The sequence below is a fragment of the Streptomyces sp. 351MFTsu5.1 genome (genome assembly GCF_000383655.1).
GTDB classification, from domain to species: Bacteria; Actinomycetota; Actinomycetes; order Streptomycetales; family Streptomycetaceae; genus Streptomyces; species Streptomyces griseorubiginosus.
The window spans coordinates 32,143-57,476 of the sequence record NZ_KB911801.1 but is presented as its reverse complement, the minus strand read 5'-3'; the positions used below and the strand labels follow the sequence as shown (position 1 = coordinate 57,476).

General features: G+C 72.7%; 18 protein-coding genes. 8 read left to right on the top strand and 10 right to left on the bottom strand.

Annotated features, from left to right (window positions below; genetic code table 11):
* Positions 1–6 precede the first annotated feature (6 nt).
* The 3 genes from H295_RS0139380 to H295_RS46260 form a co-directional block, all read right to left on the bottom strand.
* On the bottom strand, positions 7–942 hold the full coding sequence (locus tag H295_RS0139380; protein ID WP_020140862.1) for a bifunctional helix-turn-helix transcriptional regulator/GNAT family N-acetyltransferase: 936 nt from the start codon (positions 940–942) through the stop codon (positions 7–9).
* A gap of 77 nt (positions 943–1,019) precedes the next feature.
* A complete protein-coding gene (locus H295_RS0139375; protein ID WP_020140861.1) occupies positions 1,020–1,616 on the bottom strand; it encodes a dihydrofolate reductase family protein in 597 nt (198 codons plus the stop codon).
* Between the two features lie 846 nt (positions 1,617–2,462).
* Positions 2,463–3,254, bottom strand: coding sequence for a DUF4253 domain-containing protein (locus H295_RS46260; protein WP_020140860.1), 792 nt, complete (start codon positions 3,252–3,254; stop codon positions 2,463–2,465).
* A gap of 355 nt (positions 3,255–3,609) precedes the next feature.
* Here H295_RS46260 and H295_RS0139365 point away from each other — a divergent pair, with 355 nt between their 5' ends.
* Both H295_RS0139365 and H295_RS0139360 read left to right on the top strand, forming a co-directional pair.
* Positions 3,610–4,791: a 4-hydroxybenzoate 3-monooxygenase gene (locus H295_RS0139365; RefSeq protein ID WP_020140859.1), complete on the top strand. Its 1,182-nt coding sequence runs from the start codon at positions 3,610–3,612 to the stop codon at positions 4,789–4,791.
* A gap of 174 nt (positions 4,792–4,965) precedes the next feature.
* Entirely contained in the window at positions 4,966–6,681 is a 1,716-nt protein-coding gene (locus tag H295_RS0139360; protein WP_020140858.1) for a methyltransferase, read from the top strand.
* Between the two features lie 115 nt (positions 6,682–6,796).
* Here H295_RS0139360 and H295_RS0139355 read toward each other — a convergent pair whose 3' ends face one another.
* Positions 6,797–7,843 (bottom strand): LacI family DNA-binding transcriptional regulator, encoded by a 1,047-nt coding sequence (locus tag H295_RS0139355; RefSeq protein ID WP_020140857.1) that lies wholly within the window; start codon positions 7,841–7,843, stop codon positions 6,797–6,799.
* A 298-nt stretch (positions 7,844–8,141) separates the two neighbouring features.
* Here H295_RS0139355 and H295_RS0139350 point away from each other — a divergent pair, with 298 nt between their 5' ends.
* The 3 genes from H295_RS0139350 to H295_RS0139340 are packed head-to-tail and all read left to right on the top strand — an operon-like array spanning position 8,142 to position 11,277.
* Positions 8,142–9,299 carry a Gfo/Idh/MocA family protein gene (locus H295_RS0139350; protein ID WP_020140856.1) on the top strand — a complete coding sequence of 386 codons (1,158 nt, stop codon included), beginning with the start codon at positions 8,142–8,144 and terminating at the stop codon, positions 9,297–9,299.
* On the top strand, positions 9,296–10,450 hold the full coding sequence (locus H295_RS0139345) for a dihydrodipicolinate synthase family protein (protein ID WP_020140855.1): 1,155 nt from the start codon (positions 9,296–9,298) through the stop codon (positions 10,448–10,450). Before H295_RS0139350 ends, H295_RS0139345 begins: the two co-directional genes overlap by 4 nt.
* Complete coding sequence (locus H295_RS0139340) at positions 10,447–11,277, top strand: sugar phosphate isomerase/epimerase family protein (RefSeq protein WP_020140854.1); 831 nt, start codon at positions 10,447–10,449, stop codon at positions 11,275–11,277. Before H295_RS0139345 ends, H295_RS0139340 begins: the two co-directional genes overlap by 4 nt.
* A 190-nt stretch (positions 11,278–11,467) precedes the next feature.
* Here the strand turns inward: H295_RS0139340 and rbsD are convergent, their stop codons facing one another.
* From rbsD to H295_RS0139310, 6 genes are all read right to left on the bottom strand, one after another.
* A complete protein-coding gene (gene rbsD / locus H295_RS0139335; protein WP_020140853.1) occupies positions 11,468–11,857 on the bottom strand; it encodes a D-ribose pyranase in 390 nt (129 codons plus the stop codon).
* Positions 11,854–12,759, bottom strand: coding sequence for a ribokinase (locus H295_RS0139330; protein ID WP_020140852.1), 906 nt, complete (start codon positions 12,757–12,759; stop codon positions 11,854–11,856). Before H295_RS0139330 ends, rbsD begins: the two co-directional genes overlap by 4 nt.
* A 65-nt stretch (positions 12,760–12,824) precedes the next feature.
* Complete coding sequence (locus H295_RS0139325; RefSeq protein WP_020140851.1) at positions 12,825–14,768, bottom strand: substrate-binding domain-containing protein; 1,944 nt, start codon at positions 14,766–14,768, stop codon at positions 12,825–12,827.
* Positions 14,758–16,284 carry a sugar ABC transporter ATP-binding protein gene (locus H295_RS0139320; RefSeq protein WP_106961060.1) on the bottom strand — a complete coding sequence of 509 codons (1,527 nt, stop codon included), beginning with the start codon at positions 16,282–16,284 and terminating at the stop codon, positions 14,758–14,760. Before H295_RS0139320 ends, H295_RS0139325 begins: the two co-directional genes overlap by 11 nt.
* A gap of 17 nt (positions 16,285–16,301) precedes the next feature.
* Positions 16,302–17,321 (bottom strand): LacI family DNA-binding transcriptional regulator, encoded by a 1,020-nt coding sequence (locus H295_RS0139315; RefSeq protein ID WP_020140849.1) that lies wholly within the window; start codon positions 17,319–17,321, stop codon positions 16,302–16,304.
* 152 nt (positions 17,322–17,473) lie between these two features.
* Entirely contained in the window at positions 17,474–21,079 is a 3,606-nt protein-coding gene (locus tag H295_RS0139310; protein WP_106961058.1) for a BTAD domain-containing putative transcriptional regulator, read from the bottom strand.
* Between the two features lie 165 nt (positions 21,080–21,244).
* Between H295_RS0139310 and H295_RS0139305 the strand changes: the two genes are divergently transcribed.
* Genes H295_RS0139305 through H295_RS0139295 form a run of 3 tightly spaced genes read left to right on the top strand, consistent with a single transcriptional unit; the run spans position 21,245 to position 25,142 of the window.
* Complete coding sequence (locus H295_RS0139305) at positions 21,245–21,946, top strand: hemerythrin domain-containing protein (protein WP_043218735.1); 702 nt, start codon at positions 21,245–21,247, stop codon at positions 21,944–21,946.
* The gene (locus H295_RS0139300; RefSeq protein ID WP_020140846.1) at positions 21,943–22,881 is read left to right on the top strand and encodes a pyridoxamine 5'-phosphate oxidase family protein; all 939 of its coding nucleotides are present in this window, start codon (positions 21,943–21,945) and stop codon (positions 22,879–22,881) included. Before H295_RS0139305 ends, H295_RS0139300 begins: the two co-directional genes overlap by 4 nt.
* 41 nt (positions 22,882–22,922) lie before the next feature.
* Positions 22,923–25,142: an ATP-dependent RecD-like DNA helicase gene (locus H295_RS0139295; protein WP_020140845.1), complete on the top strand. Its 2,220-nt coding sequence runs from the start codon at positions 22,923–22,925 to the stop codon at positions 25,140–25,142.
* Positions 25,143–25,334 lie beyond the last annotated feature (192 nt).

Sequence of the window (25,334 nt, the reverse complement as noted above, 5' to 3'; positions counted from 1 at the left end):
CACCCCTCACTCGCCCTCCCCCGTCAACCCCAGCCGCCAGTCCTGGCCGTTCAGGTCCTGGCCGAAGGAGCGGTGGGTTTTCTCGGCGGTCAGGACGAAGCCGTGGCGCTGGTAGAGGCGGCGGGCGGACGTGAGGACGTCGTTGGTCCACAGGACGAGGTCCCGGTATCCGGCGCCGCGGGCGAAGTCGACGACGGCCGACACCAGCCGGTCCCCGATGCCCAGTCCGCGCGCGTCGGGCTCGACAAGGAGCAGCCGCAGCCGCGCGGTCGCGGGCGTGTCGTCCCGCACGCACATCACGCACCCCACCGGCCGCCCGTCCAGCTCGGCGATCCACACCCGCTCAAGATGCGGATCGTGGTCCTCGGCGAAGTCGGCGACGATCCTGGCGACCAGCCCCTCGTAGGAGGCGTCGAAGCCGTACTCGGCGGCGTACACGGCCGCGTTCCGCGCCACGATCCAGCCGAGGTCACCCGGGCCGGGCTCACGCAGCAGGACGTCCTCGCTGCGACGGGGAGGGCGGCCGTCGGAGAGCAGGGTGCGGACAGTGCGCATCGCCTCGGACAGCCGGGGCCGGTCCGCGGCCGGCACGGTGGCGAGAAGCGCGCCCACGGATTCGTCGGCCCGTTCGGCGAGCAGCGCCGCCGTCTCCCGGCCGCGCGGGGTGAGCGTCACCCGCACCCGGCGCGGGTCCTGGCGGGAGGGCGTCCGCTCGATCAGCCCGTCCTGCTCGAACTTGTTCAGGATCCGGCTCAAGTACCCCGCGTCCAGCGAGAGTTCCCCGCGCAGATCGGCCGCGTCGGTGCGCGGCGAGTGCGCGAGCTCGTACAGGACGCGGGACTCGGTGAGTGTGTACGGGGCGTACAGATGGCGGCTGTAGTCGAGGGCGCCGATGACGTTCGTGTAGAAGCGGTTGAAGGCGCGGACGTCCTGGACGGTCATGGCCGGTCGACCCCCGGATCTTTGACTCAGTCAGAGATAGTGTCGGACCGAGCGTATGACGTCCGCGCCTCGCGCCGCTAGCCCTCGGTGGCGGGCCGGTACACGCACAGCTGGACGCCGGTCTTCCCGGTGACCGTGGACACCAGCTCGAAAGGCCGCTTCGCCCCGTCCTCCGGGAAGATCGACTTGCCGCCGCCGAGCAGCACCGGCATCACGATGAGCTGGAGCTCGTCGACGAGCCCCTCGCCGATGAGGGTCCGCACGAGCGTGGGGCTGCCCATCATCGCCAGCTCGCCCCCCTCGGTCTCCCGCAGTGCGCGGATCCGCGCCACGGCGTCCGAACCCGGGATGCGCTCGGTGTTGTTCCAGGTCAGCTCGTCATCGCCGAGGGTGTCCGTCACGACGTACTTCTTCAGGGAGTTCAGCCGGTCGGCGAACGGGTCCCCGGCCCGCTCGGGCCAGGCCCCCGCCATGGTCAGATACGTCCGCCGCCCGTACAGCAGCGCCTCCGCGCGCTCCATCCCCTCGCCGAACGCGGGACCGAGCACCTCCTCGTCGAAGTAGGGGTGCGACCAGCCCCCGTGCGCGAACCCGCCGTCGGTGTCCTCCTGGGGGCCACCGGGCGCCTGCACGACCCCGTCCAGACTGATGAACTCACTGACGACGACACGCATGCCACTCACTCCAGTTCCTTGCTGTTTCCCGCTCGGGTGACTACGGCAGTACAGACCGGGGCGGGACGAAAAAGTCATCGGCACGGCCGAGCCGATGCGGGCCGTGGCGAGCCGAGTCGGCCGGTGCCGGGCCCCTGAGACAGGGCGCGTCCCGGGCCGGGCGCCAGGGGTGGCGCGTTTCGTGCCGGGGCCTCTAAGGCAGGGCGCGTCCCGTGCCGGGTCCCTGAGGCGGCGAGCGCCCTGTGCCGGGGTCCCTGCGGCAGCGTGCCCCGTGTCGGGGCTGAGAGGTGGCGCGTTGCGTGCCAGGGCCCCTGAGGCAGGGCGTGTTCCGTGCCAGGGCTGAGGTGGTGCGCGCCCTGTGCCGGGGCTCCTGCGGCAGCGTGCCCCGTGTCGGGGCCGAGAGGTGGCGCGTTTCGTGCCGGGGCCTCTAAGGCAGGGCGCGTCCCGTGCCGGGTCCCTGAGGTGGTGCGCGCCCTGTGCCGGGGCCGAGAAGTGGCGCGTTCCGTGCCAGGGCCCCTGAGGCAGGGCGTGTTCCGTGCCAGGGCTGAGGTGGTGCGCGCCCTGTGCCGGGGCTCCTGCGGCAGCGTGCCCCGTGCCGGGGCCGAGAAGTGGCGCATTCCATGCCAGGGCCCCTAAGACGGAGCGCGCCCCGTGCCGGGCCCCAGCGGCGGCGCGTCCCGTGCTGGGCCCCTGAGGCAGGGCGCGTCCCGTGCCAGGCCCCTGAGGTGCCGCGCGCCCATACCGGCGCCCCTAGGGCGGCAGGGCGCGCCCCGTGCCGGAGCCCCGTGGTGGCGCGCCCCGTACCGCGCCCCCCCAGTCCGCTCGCACCCCCATGCCGCCCCCGCCTCAGTCCCACCAGAACCGCCACTCCCCCCGTCCCACGAGCCCGCGCGCGTACTCCGGGAAAGGTGTCGGCGGGTCGTCCACGATGTTGTCCGCGGTGGACAGCACATGCTCCAGCGCCAGCCGCTCCGCATCGGCCGCGTCGAGGGGCGGCCGGGCGACGGACACCAGGACCTCCCCGCCGTACGCGGCGACGACCCGAGCCCCGAACCGCTCCTCCCAGCTCCGCAGCAGGGCGGTCAGCAGTGGAACGTCCGCCTCGTGGTCCCAGCCGACCAGCGCCGGGACGTCGGCCGAGCGGCGGGCGGGGACCAGCGCGAGGGCGAGGCCGGGGGCGTACGGCTCGGCGCACAGGTCGGCGGCGGCTCGAGCCGCGGCCTCCTCGGGGCCCGGACCGGTGCTGCTCTCCGGCCCCGCGGGCGCGAGCCCGGGCCAGCTGTCGAACGGCGGCCCCGGATCGTGCGGCCAGGGAGCGATGCCCTCCGGAGTGCCCTCCGGCAGCTCCAGGGAGGGCGGGGCGGTCCAGAACGGCAGGCGCTTCTCCCGGTACGCGGCGAAGTCGGCCGCGAGGACCTCTTCAAGGCGTACGGCGTCGACGGCGGCCGGGGTCTCGGGCGTGCCGTGATCACCCGGCCAGCACAGGTGCGGTTGCAAGCCGGTTACCGGAGCCTGCCGGAGCAATTCGGCCCACAACTCCTCCAGTCCGTCGGGCAGTTCGTCGGAGATCCAGATCTCCGAGGATCCTCGCCGCTCGAACCGTCCCGAAGTCAGTCCGGCGGGCAGATGAAAGACCATGCGGGGACGATAGGGCCGGCCACTGACAACGGCCCGCGGCCCGTCGCCTCCGACGCCCCCACGGCGGACCGGAACCGCTCGATGAGCCGTCGTGAGCCGTCGTGCGCCGGTGGAACAAGCGGCCGGAACATCTTCGGTACGCGCGCGCCCGTATTCCTCGAACGAGTGAAACGGCGTCCCCGCGCCGCGACGGCGGCATCGGAACCGTCCCAGGTCATGAGCGGTCGGCCACGTCAACTCCGCGCCATGCCCGCTCATTTGGACCAATGCCTCGTATCCACCCGTTCTCCACAACTTGCTTGAATCCTCCTGGATCTTCAAAGAGGCGGGGAGCACGGTGGAAAAACGGTCCTCCATGGGTGGGGCGACAGTACTGATCGTCGGCGCCGGGCCCGCCGGGCTCGTGCTCGGAAACCTCCTGCTGGCAGCCGGCGTCGACTGCCTGATCGTGGAGCGGAGCAGCCGCGTGCACGTCGAGCGGCGCGCCCGGGCGGGGTTCCTGGCGGAGGCCACGGTCCGTGTCCTCGTCGACAACGGCCTCGGCACCGGCCTCCTGGCCCGCGGCACCCGGCACGACACCTGCGTCTTCCGCAGCGAGCAGGGAGAGTTCGCCCTCCGCTACGGCGCTCTCGGCCGGGAAGAGGCCCACACCGTCTACCCCCAGCAGCACCTCGTGGCCGATCTGGTCGCCGAGTTCCTGCGCCGCGGCGGCGACCTGCGGTTCGGGACCCCGGTGAGCGAGGTGGGCGGACTGGACGGCGAACGGCCCTGGCTCCTCGCGCACCGGGAGGACGGAACGCCGTACCGGCTGACGGGCCGGTACGTCGCGGGGTGCGACGGCCGTCACGGGGTCTGCCGCCGCCGGGTTCCGGCCGGCGCGGCCCGCCCGCACCGGCGACGGCACGGCGTCTCCTGGCTCGCCCTGCTCGTCGGGACACCCCCCGCGCTGCCCGCGGTCACCTACGCCGTCCACGACCGCGGTTTCGCCGGTCACATGGCCCGCACCCCCTCCGTCACCCGGTACTACCTCCAGTGCGAGCCCGGCACGGACCCGGCCTCCTGGAGCGAGGCGGCCATCTGGGAGGAACTCGACCTGCGCATGCGGGCGGAACGATTCGGCCCACTGCGCCGGGGACCCGTCCTGGAGCGGGCCGTGGTCGACCTGGAGTCCGACGTGCTGGACCCGATGCAGTACGGGCGGCTGTTCCTCGCCGGTGACGCGGCGGGCCTCATCAGCCCCTCGGCGGCCAAGGGCGCCAACCTCGCCGTCATGGCGGCCGAGACCCTGGCCCGGGCGTTCGCCGTCGCCGTCCACGCGGGCGACGAGGAGCCGCTGGCCGGCTACTCGGCCACCTGCCTGCCCAGGATCTGGCGGGCCCAGGAGTTCTCCCACTGGATGATCGGCCTCCTGCACGCCCCTGCCGGCGACGACGAGGAGTCCCGTTTCCTCCGCGCCCTGCGCGACTCCCGCCTGGAGAACCTGCGCACGTCCAGGGCCCAGCAGCACTCCTTCGCCGACAACTACGTCGGCGTGTGAGGCACTTGCTCGCGGGCGGGTGAGGCACTCCGCGACCGACCCGGCTCCTCGTCCCCGCAGAGCCCCCGGCACCCACCGCCCGAAACAGAAACAGCACCTCCCCTCACCCTCATCGACACCCACACCCACACCCACACCCACCCCGTCATCGACACCCACACCCAGAGGACACCCATGCCCTTCGTGTCGGCACCGGAGCGCTCGCTCCCCCCGGCGGACCTCGACCGCATCGAGCAGGCGGCCGCGTTCGTGCGCAGCAACGACACGGCGAGCGCCCTCGACGTCCTGCTGCCGGACCTGACCGCCGAGGAGCGGCAGGCGCTCGGCGGGACGCTGCGGCTGGCCCACACCGCCCTGCTCGTCTTTCCCCGGACCCTCGCCGGCCTGCGCGCGGAACTCGCCGAACGGGGCCTGCGCGCCGGAGAGATGACCCCGAGCGTGGTCGTCCGCGGCCGGCTCGCCCGGCGTCACGGCCGACCCGCGGGCACCCTGCCGGTCGGCATCCTCAGGGCGTCGGTGCCCGACACCCCCGGCGGGCGCGGCGAGATCGAGGTCTTCGCCCTGGAGGTGCCGGACGGCTCGGACCTCGTGCCCCTCGCGGCGGCCGAACGCGCGACCGGCGACGAGGCCCACATCGCGTTCGAGGTCGTGGCGCCCACGCCGGTGGTCCTGCACGGTCTGACGGCCCTGCTGCTCGACCGGGCCGGCGCCCACGCCGACAGCGGCGGTCACAACCCGCACGAGAACGCCACCGTGCTCTACTTCCGCGCGGGCGGGCACCGCATCGAGCTCTACGTCCCCGGCCGGCACCCGGAACTCCTCGCCGCGCACCTGCGCCGCTCGGCGGACCGGCGGTCACCCGGCGCCCTCGGGTACGCGCCCGCTGCCGGGGACCGCCCCCGGGACCGGCTGCTGCACCTGATGACGGGTGCCTGGACCACCCAGGCGATCGCCGTGGCCGCCGAACTCCGGCTCGCCGACCACCTGGACGCCCACCCCGGCGCCGGCCCGGCCCTCCTCGCCGAACTGACCGGCTGCCACGCCGACAGCCTCGGCCGGCTGCTGCGCCACCTCGCCGGTCTGGGCCTGGTGGCGGCGGACCCCGACGGTTCCCACCACCTCACGGAGCTCGGCGAGCCGCTGCGCACCGGCGCCGCCGACTCCTTCCAGCCCCTCGCCCTGCTCTACGGCGGCCCGTTCTACCGCTCCTTCGGTGAGCTCGCGCACTCGGTGCGGACCGGGGAGGAGGCGTTCGCGAAGGTCTTCGGCGAACACCACTTCCCCCACTTCGCGCGCCACCCCGAACTCGCCGACCTGTTCGACCGGGCCATGGCGGCGAGCGCGCCCATGTTCGCCCCCGTGGCCGGCCTCGTGGACCTCTCCGCCCACCGGGTCGTGGTGGACGTCGCCGGCGGCAACGGCGAGCTCCTCGGGCGGCTGCTGCGCGCGGCTCCCCACCTCCGCGGCGTCCTGCTGGAGCGGCCGCACGCCGTCGAGGCCGCGGAGAAGGCCTTCGCGGAGGCGGGCCTGGCCGACCGCTGCCGGTTCGTGGCGGGGGACTTCACGTCCGAGGTCCCCGGCGGCGGCGACCTGTACGTGCTGTCCCGGGTCCTCCACGACTGGGACGACGAGCGCTGCCTGACGATCCTGCGCCGCTGCGCGCGGGCCATGGCCCCGGGCAGCGAACTCCTGCTGGTCGAGCGCCTGTTGCCGGCGGACGCCCGGCTCTCCCTCGCCGTCGCCTGGGACCTGCACATGCTGTGCAACGTGGGAGGCCGCGAGCGCACGGAGGACCACTACCGCCGACTGCTCGACGAGGCGGGCTTCGACTTCGCGTCGTGCCACGAACTCCCTCTGCAGGCAGCGCTGTTGCGCTTCAGGAGGCGCTGACCGACCCCGACTCCCGCCCCCGGCCCGCCCGCCCCCGATCCGTGAACACCGTCAGCCCGTCAGCCCGTCAGCCCGTCAGCCCGTCAGCCCAGCAATCCATCAACCCGGCAGCCCCTCAACCCCGGGGAACCCCGGTGGACCCCCGCACCATCAACTCCCCCCGAACCGTCGCGATCCCCCCGGGCGGCGGCTCCTCGCGCCCCATCGCGATCCGGCCCGCCCGTGCCCCCGCCTCCGCGAGCGGCAACCGCACCGTCGTCAGAGCGGGCACCGCGTCGATGCTGAACGGCAGGTCGTCGAACCCGGCGACGGAGACGTCGTCCGGGATCCGCAGCCCGGAGTCCCGCAGCGCGGCGCACGCCCCCAGTGCGACGGAGTCGTTCGCCGCCACCACGGCCGTCAGCGACGGGTCCCGCCGCAGCAGCTCCAGCGTGGCCTCGTACCCGGACCGCCGGTCGTAGCGGCCGTGGACCGTCCAGCGGGGGTCCTCCTCGATCCCGTGCGCCGCGAGGGCCGCCCGGTGCCCCTCCAGCCGGTGCCGGGTGGTCGTCCGCTCCTCGGGCCCGGCGATGTAGCCGAGCCTGCGGTGCCCGAGCCCGATGAGGTGCTCGGTGAGTTCCTTGCCGCCGCCCCGGTTGTCGAAGGTGAGCGCGATCGCGCCCGTCTCCGGCGACGGCGGCCGCCCGCACAGCACGATCCGGGTGCCCGCGTCCGCCAGCTTCCGCAGCTTCGCGGCCATCGCGGCCTGGTGCGGGGCGTCCTCGACCGCACCGCCGGTGAGCACGACGGCCGCCGCCCGCTGCCGCTGGAGCAGGGTCAGATAGGTCAGCTCCCGTTCCGGGGACCCGCCTGTGTTGCAGACCACACCCAGCCGTTCACCGCCCGCGCGCCCGCCCGGGCCGCCGATCTCGGACTGGATGGCCCCGGCCATGATCCCGAAGAAGGGGTCGGCGATGTCGTTCACGAGGATTCCGACGAGGTCCGAGGTGGCGGCGGCGAGCGCGCTCGCCGGACCGTTCAGCACGTAGTCCAGCTCGTCCACGGCCCGCAGCACCCGCTCGCGGGTGGACGCGGCCACGGGATAGTTGCCGTTCAGTACGCGCGACACCGTCGCGGGGGAGACCTGGGCGCGGGCCGCCACGTCCGCCAGGGTCACCGTCATCTCGTCGTCCTCCGGTCGCGCGCCTCCGCGAGTCCTGGCGTGGTGCCCGGACCCGCCTCGGCGCATCTCAGTCGTACTCCGTCGTACACGCGGGCCCTCGGAGCCCGGTTCCGAGCCGACCTTAAGCCCCCTGACCCCTGTTGTTCGCCCCCTCGAACAACTCGCCCCTCCCGCGGTCTTGTCCGGACCACTGCCGAGAGGCTAGCTTCTTCTTGGATAGAAAGCGCTTGCTGTAACGCTCGTCAGAGGAGCGTGCGCGGCGCGGACAACCGCGTACGACTCCTACGAAGGGAATGACGTGACACGCAAGACGGTGCGTATCGCCATGAACGGTGTGACGGGGCGCATGGGCTACCGCCAGCACCTGGTCCGCTCCATCCTCGCCATCCGCGAGCAGGGCGGCCTGGACCTCGGCGACGGCACGGTGCTGTGGCCCGAGCCGGTCCTGGTCGGCCGCCGCGAGCACGCCCTGAAGGCCCTCGCCGAGCAGCACGGCCTGCGCCTGGACAACATCTCCACCGACGTGGACGCGGTCCTGGCCGACCCGACCGTCGACATCTACTTCGACGCCCAGGTCACCTCCGCGCGCGAGGAGTCGATCAAGAAGGCGATCGCCGCCGGCAAGCACATCTACACCGAGAAGCCCACCGCCACCGGCCTGGAGGGCGCCCTGGAGCTGGCCCGCCTCGCGAACGCGGCCGGCATCAAGCACGGCGTCGTCCAGGACAAGCTGTTCCTGCCGGGCCTGCTCAAGCTCAAGCGCCTCATCGACGGCGGCTTCTTCGGCCGGATCCTCTCCATCCGCGGCGAGTTCGGCTACTGGGTCTTCGAGGGCGACTGGCAGCAGGCCCAGCGCCCGAGCTGGAACTACCGGGCCGAGGACGGCGGCGGCATCGTCGTCGACATGTTCCCGCACTGGGAGTACGTGCTCCACGAGCTGTTCGGCCGGGTGAAGTCCGTCCAGGCTCTCACCGCCACCCACATCCCCGAGCGCTGGGACGAGAACGACAAGCCCTACGACGCCACCGCCGACGACGCCGCCTACGGCATCTTCGAGCTGGACGGCGGCGCGATCGCCCAGATCAACTCCTCCTGGGCCGTCCGCGTCAACCGCGACGAGCTCGTGGAGTTCCAGGTCGACGGCACCGAGGGCTCCGCCGTCGCCGGTCTGCGCAACTGCCGTGTCCAGCACCGCAGCGCCACCCCCAAGCCGGTCTGGAACCCCGACATCCCGGCCACCGAGGTCTTCCGCGACCAGTGGCAGGAGGTCCCGGACAACGCCGACTTCGACAACGGCTTCAAGGCCCAGTGGGAGCTCTTCCTCAAGCACGTCTACGCGGACGCCCCCTACCAGTGGGACCTCCTCGCCGGCGCCCGCGGTGTCCAGCTCGCCGAACTGGGCCTGAAGTCCTCGGCGGAGGGCCGCCGTCTCGACGTACCGGAGATCTCGCTGTGACGATCCAACTCCCCACCGGCAACGGGGAATTCAAGGCGTACGAGCCCCGCAAGGAGCCCTTCGCCGCCACCCCGGGCACCCCCTTCACCTCCCGTACGGTCTTCTCGGCGGCGCACGTCGTCGCCGACCCGTTCGCGGACGTGTCGCCGGACTCCCCGGCCGCCGTCGACTGGGACGCCACCCTCGCCTTCCGCCGCCACCTGTGGTCGCACGGGCTCGGGGTCGCCGAGGCGATGGACACCGCCCAGCGCGGGATGGGCCTGGACTGGGCGGGCGCGGCCGAGCTGATCCGCCGCAGCGCCGCCGAGGCCAAGTCGGTCGGCGGGCTCGTCGCCTGCGGTGTCGGCACCGACCAGCTCACTGGACCGGCGACCCTCGCGGAGGTCCGGGCCGCCTACGAGGAGCAGCTCGCCCTCGTCGAGGAGTCCGGCGCCCAGGCCATCCTGATGGCCTCCCGGGCCCTCGCGGCTGCGGCCCAGGGCCCCGAGGACTACCTGGAGGTCTACGGCCACCTGCTGCGCCAGGCCGCCGAGCCGGTGATCCTGCACTGGCTGGGCCCGATGTTCGACCCGGCGCTGGAGGGCTACTGGGGCTCGTCCGACCTGGACGCGGCGACCGACACCTTCCTGGAGGTCATCGCCGCGCACCCGGACAAGGTCGACGGCATCAAGGTCTCCCTCCTGGAGGCCCAGCGCGAGATCGACATCCGCCGCCGCCTCCCGCAGGGCGTCCGCTGCTACACCGGCGACGACTTCAACTACCCCGAGCTGATCGCGGGCGACGACCAGGGCTTCTCGCACGCGCTGCTCGGCATCTTCGACCCGCTGGGCCCGCTCGCGGCCGAGGCGGTCCGGGTCCTGGACACCGGGGACGCCAAGGGCTTCCGTGAACTCCTCGACCCCACCGTCGAGTTGTCCCGGCACCTCTTCCAGGCGCCGACCCGCTTCTACAAGACGGGCGTGGTCTTCCTCGCCTGGCTGGCCGGCCACCAGTCGCACTTCACGATGGTCGGCGGCCTCCAGTCGGCCCGCTCCCTGCCACACTTCGCGCGCGCCTACGAACTCGCCGACAGACTGGGCCTGTTCCCGGACCCGAAGCTCGCCGAGGAGCGCATGAAGAACCTGCTGTCCCTGTACGGGGTGAACCAGTGACCGACCTGTCCCGCTTCTCCATCAACCAGATGACGGTCAAGCAGCTGTCGATCCCGGAACTGGTCGAGGGCTGCCTGGAGTTGGGCATCCCCGGCGTGGGCCTGTGGCGCGAGCCCGTCCAGTCGTACGGCGTCGAGGAGACGGCCAAGCTGGTCCGCGACGCGGGCCTCACGGTCACCACCCTCTGCCGGGGCGGCTTCTTCACGGCGATCGACCCGGACGAGCGGGCCGCCGCCCTGGACGACAACCGGCGCGCGGTCGACGAGGCCGCCACCCTCGGCACCGACACCCTGGTCCTGGTCTCCGGCGGTCTCCCGGCCGGCTCCAAGGACCTGCACGGCGCCCGTGAGCGCATCGCGGACGCCCTGGCGGTCCTCGGCCCCTACGCCGAGGAGCACGGGGTGAAGCTGGCCATCGAGCCCCTGCACCCCATGTACGCATCCGACCGCTGCGTGGTCTCCACGCTCACCCAGGCCCTCGACCTCGCGGAGCGCTTCCCCGCCCACCAGGTCGGCGTCACGGTGGACACGTACCACATCTGGTGGGACGACAACGCGCCCGCGCAGATCGCCCGCGCCGGCGCCGGCGGCCGTATCCACACCTTCCAGCTCGCCGACTGGACGACCCCGCTGCCGGAGGGCGTCCTCAACGGCCGCGGGCAGATCGGCGACGGCGCGATCGACATGCGCGAGTGGCAGCGGTACGTCGAGGCGGCCGGTTACACGGGCGCCATCGAGGTCGAACTGTTCAACGACACCCTGTGGGCCCGGGACGGCCGCGAGGTCCTCGCGGAGACCGCCGAGAGGTTCGTCTCCCACACCCTGTGAGGGCCGCGGGCCGCCACCGGAAAAAAATCCGGAATCCCGTACAACCCTTCTCCCACCTCGCCTGTCGTACTCGGTGTCAGGACACCCGGGGGGAGATCTGGGGGGATCGCGGGGTTCTGACATGGGAGGGGAAAACCCGAAGGGGCCCGGTCTGTGACCGGGCCCCTTCGAAGTGCGACCAGAAAAACAGTCAGAAGAACACCCCGCACCGCAGCAGCACGTTCGCGTACGGCCGTGCCTCGCCCGTGCGGACGATCAGACGGGCGCCCGCCGACAGCTCCTTCAGCTTCTCGTGCGAGACCAGGACGAGGTCGGGGAACTCCGTCTGGAGCAGCGCGGCCGCCGCCGGGTTCGCCTCGCGCACCTCCTCCGCCGCCGTCGCGCCCTCCACGACCAGCTCGGCGAGGAGCCCGTCCAGGACCACGGCGAAGGACGGCACCCCGGCCCGGAAGGCCAGGTCCACCACCCGCGGCCCGTCCGGGATCGGCATCCCGGCGTCACACACCAGCACCCCGTCCCCGTGGCCCAGCTCGGCCAGCGCGCCGGAGAGATGGCGGTTCAGTATCCCGGCCCTCTTCACAGCGCCTCGACCTCCTGCGCGGTCGGGAAGGAGTCCTGCGCACCCTGCCGGGTCACCGCGACCGCTCCGACCCGGGAGGCGTAGGAGGCCGCGTCCGCCAGGGACGCCCCGGCACCGAGCCGGAACGCCAGCGCCGCCGTGAAGGCGTCCCCCGCTCCGGTCGTGTCCACCGCGTCCACCTTCACCGACGCCACCCGGGTCACGTCCTTCGGCGAGGAGGCCACCAGCGAGCCCTCCGCGCCCAGGGTCACCACCACCGAGCGCGGTCCCTTGGCGAGCAGCAGCCCCGCCCAGTCCTCCGGCCGGTCGCTCACGCACGCCTCGCCCAGGATCACCTGCGCCTCGTGCTCGTTGACGATCAGCGGATCGCAGGCGGCCAGCACCTCCGTGGGCAGCGGCCGCGGCGGCGAGGGGTTCAGCACGAACCGGCTGCCCGGCGCCAGATTCCGTACGACCTCCACGACCGTCTCCAGCGGGATCTCCAGCTGGGTCGACACCACCCGGGAGGCGTGGAACAGACTGGTCGCCGCCCGCACGTCACCCGGCGTGAGACGGCCGTTGGCGCCCGGCGACACCACGATGCTGTTGTCCCCGGACGGGTCGACGGTGATCAGCGCGACCCCCGTCGGCGCCCCGCCGACCAGCACCCCCACGGTGTCGACCCCGGCCGCCCGCTGCGACTCCAGCAGCAGCCGGCCGTGCCCGTCGTCGCCGACCCGGGCCAGCAACGCCGTACGCGCCCCCAACCGGGCGGCCGCGACCGCCTGGTTGGCGCCCTTGCCCCCCGGGTGCACGGCCAGGTCCGAGCCGAGCACCGTCTCGCCGGCCCCCGGCCGCCGCTCTACGCCGATTACCAGGTCGGCGTTGGCCGACCCTACGACCAGTAGGTCGTAGTCGTACATGAAGTGACTCCCCTAGTCGTGACGCGGGGCGGGCGGTCGCTCGACCGCCCGCCGGTACGCCGTCGTCAGCCCGTGAAACCGGCCACGTTCTCCTTGGTGACCACCTTCACCGGCACCTTGATCATCTCCTCGACCTTCTTGCCGTCGATGGCCTTCAGCGCGTTGTCCACCGCGATTTTGCCGAGTTGCGAGGGCTGTTGTGCCACGGACGCGTACAACGTGCCGTCCTTGACCGCGTTCAGGCCGTCCGGAGTGCCGTCGAAGCCGACCACCGAGACCGACTTCCCGGCCTTGGAGCCGAGCGCCTTGATCGCGCCGAGCGCCATCTCGTCGTTGGCGGCGATGACGCCCTGGACGTCCGGGTGCGCCTGGAGCAGGTTCGACATCACGTCGAGGCCCTTGGTGCGGTCGAAGTCGGCCGGCTGCTGGGCGACGACCTGGATGCCCGGGTAGGCCTTGAGGCCGTTGGCGAAGCCCTCCGCGCGCTCCCGGGCGGCCGACGTGCCCGCCTGGCCCTGGAGGATGACGATCTTGCCCTTGCCGCCGAGCTTCTCGCCGATGGTCTTGGCGGCGAGTTCACCGCCGGCCACGTTGTCGGAGGCCACGAGAGCGTCCGTCCTGGCGTTGTTGACACCGCGGTCCACCGTGATGACCGGGATCTTCGCCTTGTCGGCGGCCTTCACCGAGTTGCTCGCCGCGTCCGAGTCCACCGGGTTGACGATGATCGCGCCCAGGCTTGAACTGGTGAAGTTCTGGAGCTGGTTGGCTTGCTGGGAGGCGTCGTTCTGGGCGTCCGTGACGGTCAGGTCCACGCCCAGCTTCTTCGCCTCGGCCTCGGCACCCGAGCGGATCTGCACGAAGAAGGGGTTGTTGAGGGTCGACAGCGACAGGCCCACCTTCGGGTTCGCCGTCGAGGACGAGTCGTTGTGCAGGAAGGAGGTCGCGCCGACGATCGCCACGGTCACCACGGCCGCGAGACCGTACGTCGCCGCCTGGCGCCCCTTGCCGCCCGGCCCACCGGCACCCGCGGCCACCGGGGTCGCCCCGGCCTTGCGGCGGACGGTGTCCAGGAGCACCGCCAGCGCGATGACGACACCGATCACGACCTGCTGCCAGAACGCGGAGACGTTCAGCAGGTTGAGGCCGTTCCTGAGCACCGCGAGGATCAGGGCGCCGATCAGCGTCCCGGACGCCTTGCCGGTGCCGCCCGCGAGCGAGGCACCGCCGATGACGACCGCGGCGATCGCGTCCAGCTCGTAGCCGTCGGCGGCCTGCGGCTGTGCCGAGGAGAGCCGGGCGGCCAGCACGACACCCGCGACGGCGGCGAAGACACCGGACAGCGCGTAGATGGCGAGCTTCTGCTTCTGCACCCGCAGCCCGGACAGGCGGGCCGCCTCCTCGTTGCCGCCGATCGCGTACATGGAGCGGCCGATGTACGTCCGGCCCAGCACGAAGGCCGCGATCAGCCCCATGACGACCATGACGAGCACGGGCACCGGCAGCCAGCCGCCGAGCGTGTCACCGAGGTGCGAGACCGAGTCGGGGAACGCGATCGGGGAGCCCTCGGAGATCACCAGCGACAGACCGCGCGCCACCGACAGCATCGCCAGCGTGGCGATGAACGGCGGCAGTTTGCCGTACGCGATGAGGAAACCGTTGACGAGCCCGGCCGCGATGCCGGTGACGACGGCGAGCACCACCGCTATGAAGACCGGCACGCCGTGCGACGTGGCGCTCCAGGCAAGGACGGTGGCCGACAGGGCCGCCACCGAGCCGACCGACAGGTCGATGCCCGCCGAGACGATCACGAAGGTGACACCGAAGGCGAGGATGGCGGTCACGGCCGCCTGCACGCCGACGTTGAGCAGGTTGTCGGTGGTCAGGAAGTCGCCCGACAGCGCCGACATGGCGATGACCAGGACGATCAGCGCGGTGAGCGCGCCGTTGTCGAGCAGGAGACGGCGCAGGCCACCCGCGCTCGCTCCGCTCCTGAGCGTGTCAGTGGCCACGAGGGGCCTCCTTCTCGGTGTTGACGGTGTTCGTGCTGACGGCGAGTGCCATCACGGAGTCCTGCGTGGCCTCGTCGGCGTCGAGTTCGCCGGCGATCCGGCCCTGGGCCATCACCAGCACCCGGTCGCTCATGCCGAGCACCTCGGGCAGATCGCTGGAGATCATGAGGACGGCGGCCCCTTGCGCCGTCAGCTCGTTGACGAGCTGGTAGATCTCGACCTTGGCGCCGACGTCGATGCCGCGCGTGGGCTCGTCGAGGATCAGCACCCTGGTGTCGGCGAGCAGCCACTTGCCGATGACGACCTTCTGCTGGTTGCCGCCGGAGAGCGTGCGCACCTGCTGGTGCAGGCCCGCCATCCGCACCCCGAGCTGCTCGGCGATCCGGGCGGCGGCCGCCCGCTGCCCCTTGAGGTCGACGAGGCCGCCGCGGGTCGCGGACCGCATGGTCACCAGGCCCAGGTTCTCCTCGACCGACTGGTCCAGGACCAGCCCCTGTCCCTTGCGGTCCTCGGGGACGAGCCCGATCCCGGCCGCCATCGCCGCGCCCACGTCATGGCCCCTGAGGGCGGCCCCGGCGACCTGCACGGTCCCCTTGTCGTAGGGGTCCGCGCCGAACACGGCCCGCACCACCTCGGTACGGCCCGCTCCGACCAGTCCGGCGATGCCGACGACCTCGCCCGCGTGCACCTCGAAGCTGACGTCGTGGAAGACGCCGTCGCGGGTGAGGCCCTCGACCTTCAGCAGGGCAGGCCCGGTGTCGCCGCGCTCCCGCGGGTACTGCTGCTCGATCGACCGCCCCACCATCAGGCGGACCAGCTCGTCCTCGGGGGTGGTGGCGGGCACCTGCCCGACCGACTTCCCGTCCCGGATGACGGTGACGCGGTCGCCGAGGGCCGCGATCTCCTCCAGGTGATGGGTGATGAAGACGATCCCCACGCCGTCCTCGCGCAGGCTGCGCACGATCGCGAAGAGCTTGTCGACCTCCTCGGAGGTGAGCACGGCGGTCGGCTCGTCCATGATCAGCACGCGCGCGTTCAGGCTCAGCGCCTTGGCGATCTCGACCATCTGGAGCCGGGCGATGCCCAGTTCACGCACCCGCGCGCGGGGCGACACACTGACCCCGACGCGCTTGAGCAGCACCTCGGCGTCCGCCTCCATGGTCTTCCGGTCGATCATCCCGAGGCGGCGGGGCTGCCGGCCCAGGAAGATGTTCTCGGCGACCGTCAGGTCGGGGACGAGGTTGAACTCCTGGTAGATGGTGGCGATGCCCAGCCGCTCGGCGTCCTGCGCCCCGCGGATGTGCACCTCCTCGCCGTCCACCAGGACCCGGCCCCCGTCGGGGTGGTAGGCGCCCGAGAGCATCTTGATCAGCGTGCTCTTGCCGGCGCCGTTCTCGCCGAGCAGCACATGCACCTCACCCCGGCGCAGGTTGAAGTCGACGCCGTCGAGCGCGACCACGCCGGGGAAGGTCTTGCGGATGCCCTCGATGCGCAGCAACTCGTCCTCGGCGGGCAGCAACTCGTCCTCGTTGCTCACGACGTGCTCCTTTGCACAGGGTTGGGGTTCTCGCCGCAGGAGCGGCGGACGACCAGACGGGCGGAGAGGGTGACCGACTCGGGCGGCCGCCCCTCGATGCGGTCGACGAGCGCGCGCACCGCGGCCCGTCCCAGCTCGCCCGTGGGCTGGGCGATCGCGGTGATCGGCGGATCGGTGTGCACGAACCACGGGATGTCGTCGAACGCGGCCAGGGCGAGGTCCTCGGGAACCCGCAGCCCCCGCGCGCGTACGGCGTCCAGGGCGCCCAGCGCCATCAGGTTGTCGGCCGCGAAGACGACCTCGGGCGGTTCGGGCAGGTCGAGGAAGCCCTCGGTGACCCGGCGCCCGCTCTCGGCCTGGAAGTCGCCCTGCCCTATGTAGGCCTCGGGCAGTTCGAGGCCGTACGCCTCGAGGGCCTCCCGGAAGGCCACCACGCGCTCCTGGCCGGTCGTGGTCGCGGCGGGCCCGGCGATGATGGCGAGCCTGCGGTGCCCCAGCGCGTGCAGATGCGCGACCAGCTCGCGCACCGCGGCCCGCCCGTCGGCCCGGACCACCGGCACGGCCACGCCCGGGATCCACCGGTCCACGAACACCATCGGCGTGCCCGCCCGCACGGCGTCCAGCATCAGCGGGGAGCCGCCGTCGGTGGGGGAGACCAGGAGCCCGTCGATACGGCGGTCGATGAGGGACCGTACGTGGTGGTCCTGGAGGTCGGGCCGCTCGTCGGCGTTCCCGATGATCACGCTGTAGCCGAGTGTCCGGGCCTCTTCCTCGACGGAGCGGGCCAGCTCGCCGAAGTACGGGTTCAGCACGTCGCTGATGACCAGGCCGAGGGTGTGGGTCTGGTCGGTGCGCAGGGAGCGGGCGACGGCGTTCGGGCGGTAGCCCAGCGTCTTGACGGCGGCCAGCACACGCGTGCGTGCGTCCGCGCTGACCGACGGATGGTCGTTCAGGACCCGGGACACCGTGGCGACGGAGACCCCCGCCTCGGCAGCGACGTCCTTGATGCTCGCCATCGCCGCTCCACCTCCTTGTGGAATCGATTACACGACCTCGTGTACCGAGGATTGGAATCGATTACACGGGGGGTTGGCAAGCCCCTGAGACGGGATCGTGATGTTCGGTCACGATGGGCTCCCGCCGCTCGGCCTCCGGTGACCGCTGCCGATCAGCTCCGGCCGAGATCCGCGAGCGCCCGGCCGGCGGCGGTCGTGTGGTGCGGTGAGCCCCAGGCCCGGGCGACCCGCTCGGCCAGCGCGTAGGCCTCGGCCGCGAGCCCCCGCTCCCCGCCCAGCCGGTACAGATCCCCGAGGGCGTGCGCGAGCGGCCGGGTGGCGTAGGCCCCGCCCGCGACACCTGCGAACTGCTCCTTCAGCGGCAGCAGCGCCCCGATCAGCGACTCCGCCGTGTCCCGGTCGTCCAGCAGCACCGCGAGCTCGGCGCGGTAGTCGAGCTCCATGCCGTACAGGTGGTCGGTCACCGGCCGGGCGGGGAACGGCACGGCCGCGGCCTCGTCCAGGCGCCCCAGCCGGGCCAGGACGAGGGCGTGCGCCACCGCGACCGGGGTGCCGACCGACTCGTACACCTCGCGGACCGCCGGTTCCAGCTCGGCCTCCCGGCGCTGGGCGAGCCGGACGGTCCACAGGCCGAGCGTCCGCGGGGCGGTGGCATGGTGCGCCCCGACCCGCTGGAACAGCCCGTCCGCCTCGGTGTAGCGGGCCTCCGCCTCCGCGAAGCGCCCGGCGACCGCCGCCAGCATGGCCGACGTGACGGTGTTGATGCCCCGCGCCCACCGCATCCGGTAGCGGTGCGCCAGCTCCAGGCCCGCGGCGGTGTGCCGGCGCACCCCGTCCGGATCGTTGCGGGTGGCGGCGGTCAGGGCATCGAGGTGCTCGCACACCCAGAGGTGCGCGGGCAGGTCGTGGTCCCGGGCCAGGACGCGCAGTTCGTCGACGAGCGGGGTGCGGACGGCACCCTGCGTCTCGTGCGGCAGCAGTCCGGCCGACGTCATCAACGCCGAGGCCAGCAGCCGCGGTTCGCCGTCGGAGCGCGCCAGCTCCAGCTGGGTGCGGGACGCGTCCAGGGCCCGCCGGGCGTCCTCGCCCGCCACCGCGTCCGCCAGCACCTGGAGCACGCGCGCGCGGGTCGGACCGTCCAGCGTGCGGTCCTCGGCGAGCCGCTCCAGGTGGGCCAGCGAGGTCCGGTCCAGGAAGCCCTCCAGACGGCTGCGCCAGGGCGAGGGCTCGGTCCAGGCGCCGTAGACGGCCGCGGCCAGGTCGTCCCGGCCGGCCCGCACGGCCAGGTCCACCGCCTGCCGCCGGGTGAGCCGGGCGGCTCCGGTGGCACCGGCCCGCACCTGCGCGCCCAGCAGCCGCACCAGCAGGGCGACCGTGCCGTCGGGCCGGTCCTCGGGGCCGGCGGTCACCGCGGTGTGCGCCTCCAGCGCCTGCCGGACGAGCCCTACGGCCACGTCGTGGGCGTACCGCCGCTCGGCGAGCTCGGCCGCCCGCAGCGCGTAGTCGACGGCCAGCGGGGCGTTCGCCGTCCGGCCCGAGCGGGCGAAGTGGTGGGCCAGGGCCGCCAGATCGTCGGGGCGGTGCGTGCGCAGCCGCTGCGCGATGCGGTCGTGCAGCCGGGCCCGGCGGATCCCCGACAGGTCGGTGTAGACGGTGTCACGGACCAGCGCGTGCACGAAACGGACCCGTCCCGGCGCCGGGTCGGTCAGCAGATCCGCGGCCACGGCTTGGTCCAGGCCCGCCAGCACGGTCTCCTCGTCCGCCTCGGCCGCGTCCACCAGCAGCGCCACGTCGGACTCGGGGCCGGCGACCGCCGCGAGCTGTACGGCGGCACGCGCGTCGGCGGACAGCAGGGCGAGGCGCCTGCGCAGCACGTCCCGGACACCCTGGGGGACCTCCGACACGGCCACCAGGGCGCCCTCGTCGGCCAGCAGGCGCGCGCTCTCGCGGACGTAGAACGGATTGCCGCCGGTGCGTTCGGCGAGCGTCGCCACCGTGGCCTCGTCGACGGGGCCACCGCAGACCGCGTCGACGACGGTGGCCACGTCCCGTGGCGACAGACCGGCCAGGGCGATGCGGTGCGGCAGCCGGGGAGCGAGCTGGGCGAGTGTCTTGGCCAGCGGTTCGCCGACCTCGGCCGGGCGGTAGCAGGCGACGGTCAGCAAAGGCACACCGGTGACCGCGGCCGCGGCCTCCAGCAGGGCGAGGGTCTGCCCGTCGGCCCGGTGCAGATCCTCCAGGAACACAGCGACGGGCCCACTCGCGGCGGCCTCACGCAGCCAGGCGGCGAAGCCCCGGTGCAGCCGGAACCGTCCCGCGGTCGCCTCGTCCCGGGTTGTGGCGGTGGTGCGGTCGGGCTCGTGCGGCAGGGCTGACACGGTTGCCGTGTTCTGAGGTGCGGAGGTGGTGCCGTCGGGTTGGTGCGGCAGCGCCGAGACCGTCGCCGTGTTCCGGGTGGTGCCGTCGGGTTCGTGCAGCCGCGCTGCTACAGCCACCTCGTCCCGGGCCGTGCTGGTGGTGTTGGCGGGTTCGTGCAGCCCCGCTGCCACCCCCTCCCCGTCCCGGGCCGTGCCGGTCGTGCCCTCCGGTTCGTGGAGCAGTGCCGCCACCTCGGTGGGTCGGGCCGGGGGGACCTGTCGGGCGAGGGCACCGAGCGCCTCCGCCCAGGCCCAGGCCGGCGGGGCCCCCTCGTGCTCCGGGCACCGACCGACGACGACCGTCCACCCTTCCTCCCGCAGCCGCCCGGCGAACCGACCGAGCAGAGCGGACTTGCCGGCCCCGGCCTCCCCGGTGACCAGCACGAGCCCTCCACCCCAACGGGCGGCCCGGGCGGCGGAGCCCAGCGCACGGAGTTCGTCGGCACGGCCCACGAAAAGGTCCTGGCTGACAGGCCGTTGCAACGCCCCCGGAACCAACTCGTCCGACACACCGCAGTCTTCGGACACGGCAGAGGTCGACTCACCCGCACCCCAGACCCGTTCCGTTCCGGCAGGTACCGCCGCCCGCAGCACCTCCACCCGCTGGGTCAGGATCGCCCGCTCCAACTCGGCCAGCGCCGGGGACAGATCGCAGCCGAGCTCGTCGAGGAGGGTCCTGCGGGCCTGGCGCAGTGCCGTGAGGGCGTCGCTGCGGCGGTCGGCGGCCCAGTGGGCCAGAGCCAGGAGCCGCCAGCCCTCCTCCCGCAGTGGCCGTTCCCGCACCATGGCCTCGGCGGCCTGCGCGACCTCGGCGACGTGCCCGGTGAACAGACCGGCGGCGACGGCCAGTTCCCGGGCCTCGGCGCGCAACGAGTTCAGCCGGGCCACCTCGGGCACCGCCCAGACCTCGTCCGCGTGCTCCTGGAACGCGGGCCCGTGCCACCACCCCAGCGCCTCCGTCAGCGACTCCCTGACCTGCGCCGCCGGTGCGCGCCGGGCACGCTCGACCCGGGCCCCGAACCGCCAGGCGTCCACCGCGTCCTCGGGCAGCCGCAGGGCGTACCCCGGAGGCGAGGAGACCAGGACGGCGGCCGGGGCCCGCGGCGGCCGCTCCGGTTCGAGCAGCCGCCGCAGGTTCGAGACATACGTCTGGAGGGACACCGTCGCGCGGGCCGGAGGCATGCCGCGCCACAGCTGGTCCGCCATCCGGTCCACGGAGACCACCGCGCCACGAGCCGCGACCAGCAACGCGAGAACGGCACGCTGTCGCGGGGTGCCCAGTTCCACCGGTGCACCCGCGACCTCGGCGCCCAACGGCCCCAGCACTCTGATACGCAACACGCCGCCGGAATCTATCCGAGCAGTGCCCGCATCCCCTCAACGGGCGGTAAACGACCTGGTCATCGCGGTCCAAGGGTCGTCGCTAAGCGCACGCCAAGTCATCGCCAAGCGGACACCGGCAGCGTGGGCGCCCAGTCCGTCCACCCGAACATCGAAGGACACCGCGTGCCCCGCAGCAGTACCTCGTCCGGTCTCCCCACCGCCGGGCGCCCCTACACACACGAAATGGTCGTCGTCCACCGCGTCTTCCGCCGCGAGTCGGCACTGCTGCCCCGTCTCGTCCGGGCCGTACCCGACGGAGCCTCGGCGCGGTCCGCGCAGGTCGCCGCCCACCTCACCGACTACGTCTCGGGACTGCACCACCACCACGCCCTGGAGGACGAGTTGATATGGCCGCTGCTGCGGGCCCGGGCCGGTGACGCCGAGGAGCTGGTCGCCCGCATGGAGGAGCAGCACGGCCGTATCGACAGCACCCTGGAGGCCGTGGCGCAGTGGGCGCCCCAGTGGCAGGGCTCGGCCGACAGCGTGGCCGGACAGGAACTCGTCCTGGCCCTCGAAGCACACCGCCTCGCCCTCCTCGACCACCTCGACGACGAGGAACGGCTGGTCCTCCCCCTGGTCGCCGAGCATCTGACGGTCGACGAGTGGGACCTGGTCGGTCGCCGCGGGCTGGAGAACCTCCCCAAGGACAAGGTCATGATCGCCATCGGCGCGATCCTGGAGGACGCCACCGAGGACGAACGGGCCTACTTCCTCAACAAGGCCCCGCTGCTCGGACGGATCGCCTGGAAGCTGGTGGGGCGGCGGCAGTACGCCACGGCCTGCAACGCCCTGCGAGCCCCGCTGGCCGGGGAGCCGGGCCGATGACCCTGCTCGACTCCGCGCCGACGGCCGTCCTCGACGCCTACCGGACCTGCGAGTTCGTGACACTGGGCCGGGACGGCACACCCCTGGCCTGGCCGACGGCGGTGCTCCGGCGCGAGGACGGCACGCTCGTGCTGACCACCTCCCTCGCCTTCGCGCAGAAGGCGCTGAACGTCCGCCGGGACGACCGGGTCGCCCTGCTCTTCTCCGACCCCACCGGCAGCGGCCTCGCCGACGCCCCGCACCTCTTCGTCGGCGGCCGGGCCGAGTGCCCCGACGACATCAGGACCGGCCCGCAGGACCTGGAGGACTACTGGCGGACACTCTTCGAACGCCAGCCCCACAGCCGCGCGTATCTGGCCTGGCCCATGCGGCGGTTGATGGACTGGTACTACCTGCGGCTCGTCATCACCGTCACCCCGGAGCAGTTGATCGTGCGGTCCGCCGCGCCACCCCCGCTCCCCGAGGCGCCCGCCCTGCCCGCGCCGCTCCCCAAGGCCCCCGCCCTGTCCGCGCCGCTGCTCGGAGCCGTCCAGTTGGCTCCTTACGACACCGCGGTCCTGGCCGCCCGCGACGCCTCGGGCGCTCCCGTCCTGGCCCGGACCCGCCCGGTGCCGACGGCCGGTGGCTTCGTGGTGCGGCCGCCCGACGACTGCGCCGCGACCGCGGGCCCCGCCTCGCTGCTGGTGCACCGGCACGACGAGCGGCTCAACGCCATGCGCAACGCGGTGGTCCGGGGCCACCTGACCCGGACGGCCGGCGGCTGGCTGCTGGCCCCCGAGAAGGTCCTGGAGCCGATGGGTTCGGGACGGCCCACGGACGCGATACGGGTCCTCCGCCGCACCCAGCGCGCCACCGACCGCTATCTGGAGCGCCGGGGCCTGACCCGGCCCCCGGTGCAGTGGGACCGCTTCCGCGCAGTGGCCGCACGCACCTGACCGGACTCCCGGCTGTCGTACCCCGCCTGTAGCGTCGGATCATGTCCAACCTGTCGGTCGTCGAAGGGGTCCTCGAGCGGATCACGTACGCCAACGAGGAGAACGGCTACACCGTCGCCCGGGTCGACACCGGCCGGGGCGGCGGTGACCTGCTCACCGTCGTCGGCGCGCTGCTCGGCGCCCAGGTCGGGGAGTCGCTGCGGATGGAGGGCCGTTGGGGCTCCCATCCGCAGTACGGCAAGCAGTTCACCGTCGAGAACTACACGACCGTGCTGCCGGCCACCGTCCAGGGCATCCGCCGCTACCTCGGCTCGGGCCTGGTCAAGGGCATCGGCCCGGTCTTCGCCGACCGCATCACCCAGCACTTCGGCATGGACACCCTGAAGATCATCGAGGAGGAGCCGAAGCGGCTGATCGAGGTTCCCGGACTCGGCCCCAAGCGCACCAGGAAGATCGCCGATGCCTGGGAGGAGCAGAAGGCGATCAAGGAGGTCATGCTCTTCCTCCAGACCGTCGAGGTGTCCACGTCGATCGCCGTGCGCATCTACAAGAAGTACGGCGACGCCTCGATCTCCGTCGTGAAGAACCAGCCCTACCGGCTCGCCGCCGACGTCTGGGGCATCGGCTTCCTCACCGCCGACAAGATCGCCCAGTCGGTCGGGATCCCGCACGACAGCCCGGAGCGCGTCAAGGCGGGCCTCCAGTACGCCCTGTCGCAGTCCGCCGACCAGGGGCACTGCTATCTCCCCGAGGAACAGCTGATCGCCGACGCCGTGAAGCTGCTCCAGGTCGACACCGGCCTGGTCATCGAGTGCCTGGCCGAACTCGCCGAGCCGGACGAGGAGTCGGGCGAGCCCGGGGTCGTACGCGAGAAGGTCCCCGGCTCCGACGGCCATGAGGTCACCGCCGTGTACCTGGTCCCCTTCCATCGCGCCGAACTCTCCCTCGCCGCGCAGCTGTTGCGCCTCCTGCGCACCGACCAGGACCGCATGCCGGCCTTCCACGAGGTGGCCTGGGACAAGGCGCTGGGCTGGCTGAAGGGCCGTACCGGCGTGGAGCTGGCGCCGGAGCAGGAGGCCGCGGTGAAGCTGGCGCTCACCAAGAAGGTCGCCGTGCTCACCGGCGGCCCCGGCTGCGGCAAGTCCTTCACCGTGCGCTCGATCGTGGAGCTGGCCCGCGCCAAGAAGGCGAAGATCGTCCTCGCCGCGCCGACCGGCCGTGCCGCCAAGCGCCTCGCCGAACTCACCGGCGCGGAGGCCTCCACCGTCCACCGCCTCCTGGAGCTGAAGCCCGGCGGCGACGCGGCCTACGACAAGGACCGCCCGCTCGACGCCGACCTGGTGGTCGTCGACGAGGCGTCCATGCTGGACCTGCTGCTCGCCAACAAGCTGGTCAAGGCCGTGGCTCCGGGCGCACACCTGCTGTTCGTCGGGGACGTCGACCAACTGCCCAGCGTGGGCGCCGGGGAGGTGCTCAGGGACCTGCTCGCCGAGGGCGGCCCGGTCCCCGCGGTGCGCCTCACGCGCGTGTTCCGCCAGGCCCAGCAGTCCGGTGTGGTCACCAACGCGCACCGGATCAACGCCGGTCAGCACCCCGTCACCGACGGCATGAAGGACTTCTTCCTCTTCGTCGAGGACGACACCGAGGAGGTCGGCCGGCTCACCGTGGACGTGGCGGCCCGTCGGATTCCGGCCAAATTCGGTCTCGACCCGCGCCGGGACGTCCAGGTGCTCGCGCCCATGCACCGCGGCCCCGCGGGCGCCGGTACCCTCAACGGCCTGCTCCAGCAGGCCATCACCCCTGGCCGCCCCGACCTCGCCGAGAAGCGGTTCGGCGGCCGGGTCTTCCGGGTCGGCGACAAGGTCACACAGATTCGCAACAATTACGAGAAGGGCACCAACGGTGTCTTCAACGGCACCGTGGGCGTGGTCACCTCGCTCGACCCGGTCGACCAGCGCCTCACCGTGCTGACGGACGAGGACGAGGAGGTGCCGTACGAGTTCGACGAGCTGGACGAACTGGCCCACGCCTATGCGGTGACCATCCACCGGTCCCAGGGGAGCGAGTATCCGGCGGTGGTGATCCCGGTCACCACCAGCGCCTGGATGATGCTCCAGCGCAATTTGCTGTACACGGCGGTCACCCGGGCGAAGAGACTGGTCGTCCTCGTCGGCTCCCGCAAGGCGATCGGCCAGGCGGTCCGCACCGTCTCGGCGGGACGCCGCTGCACCGCGCTCGACTTCCGGCTCTCGGGTCGATGAGGGTTGACGAAGGCCGATGAGAGCGGTCAATCGTGAGCCATCACAAAAAATGATCGATCAAATGAGTCATGTGGGTCACAGAGCTCTTCCGGAAGGGGGTAGGGGAGGGGCAGGATGGGCAAGTTGGCGGCACTCAGTGCCGCCGATACGCCCAACGGCCGACCCCGAGTGCACTCTCCTGCGCCAAATGGG

Coding starts and splice junctions, on each gene's coding strand:
- H295_RS0139360 (WP_020140858.1), top strand. CDS start 4,966: ATGCCCTTCGTGTCGGCACCGGAGCGCTCGCTCCCCCCGGCGGACCTC.
- H295_RS0139315 (WP_020140849.1), bottom strand. CDS start 17,321: ATGGCGAGCATCAAGGACGTCGCTGCCGAGGCGGGGGTCTCCGTCGCC.
- H295_RS0139375 (WP_020140861.1), bottom strand. CDS start 1,616: ATGCGTGTCGTCGTCAGTGAGTTCATCAGTCTGGACGGGGTCGTGCAG.
- H295_RS0139295 (WP_020140845.1), top strand. CDS start 22,923: ATGTCCAACCTGTCGGTCGTCGAAGGGGTCCTCGAGCGGATCACGTAC.
- H295_RS0139355 (WP_020140857.1), bottom strand. CDS start 7,843: ATGACGGTGACCCTGGCGGACGTGGCGGCCCGCGCCCAGGTCTCCCCC.
- H295_RS46260 (WP_020140860.1), bottom strand. CDS start 3,254: ATGGTCTTTCATCTGCCCGCCGGACTGACTTCGGGACGGTTCGAGCGG.
- H295_RS0139300 (WP_020140846.1), top strand. CDS start 21,943: ATGACCCTGCTCGACTCCGCGCCGACGGCCGTCCTCGACGCCTACCGG.
- H295_RS0139365 (WP_020140859.1), top strand. CDS start 3,610: ATGGGTGGGGCGACAGTACTGATCGTCGGCGCCGGGCCCGCCGGGCTC.
- H295_RS0139330 (WP_020140852.1), bottom strand. CDS start 12,759: ATGTACGACTACGACCTACTGGTCGTAGGGTCGGCCAACGCCGACCTG.
- H295_RS0139380 (WP_020140862.1), bottom strand. CDS start 942: ATGACCGTCCAGGACGTCCGCGCCTTCAACCGCTTCTACACGAACGTC.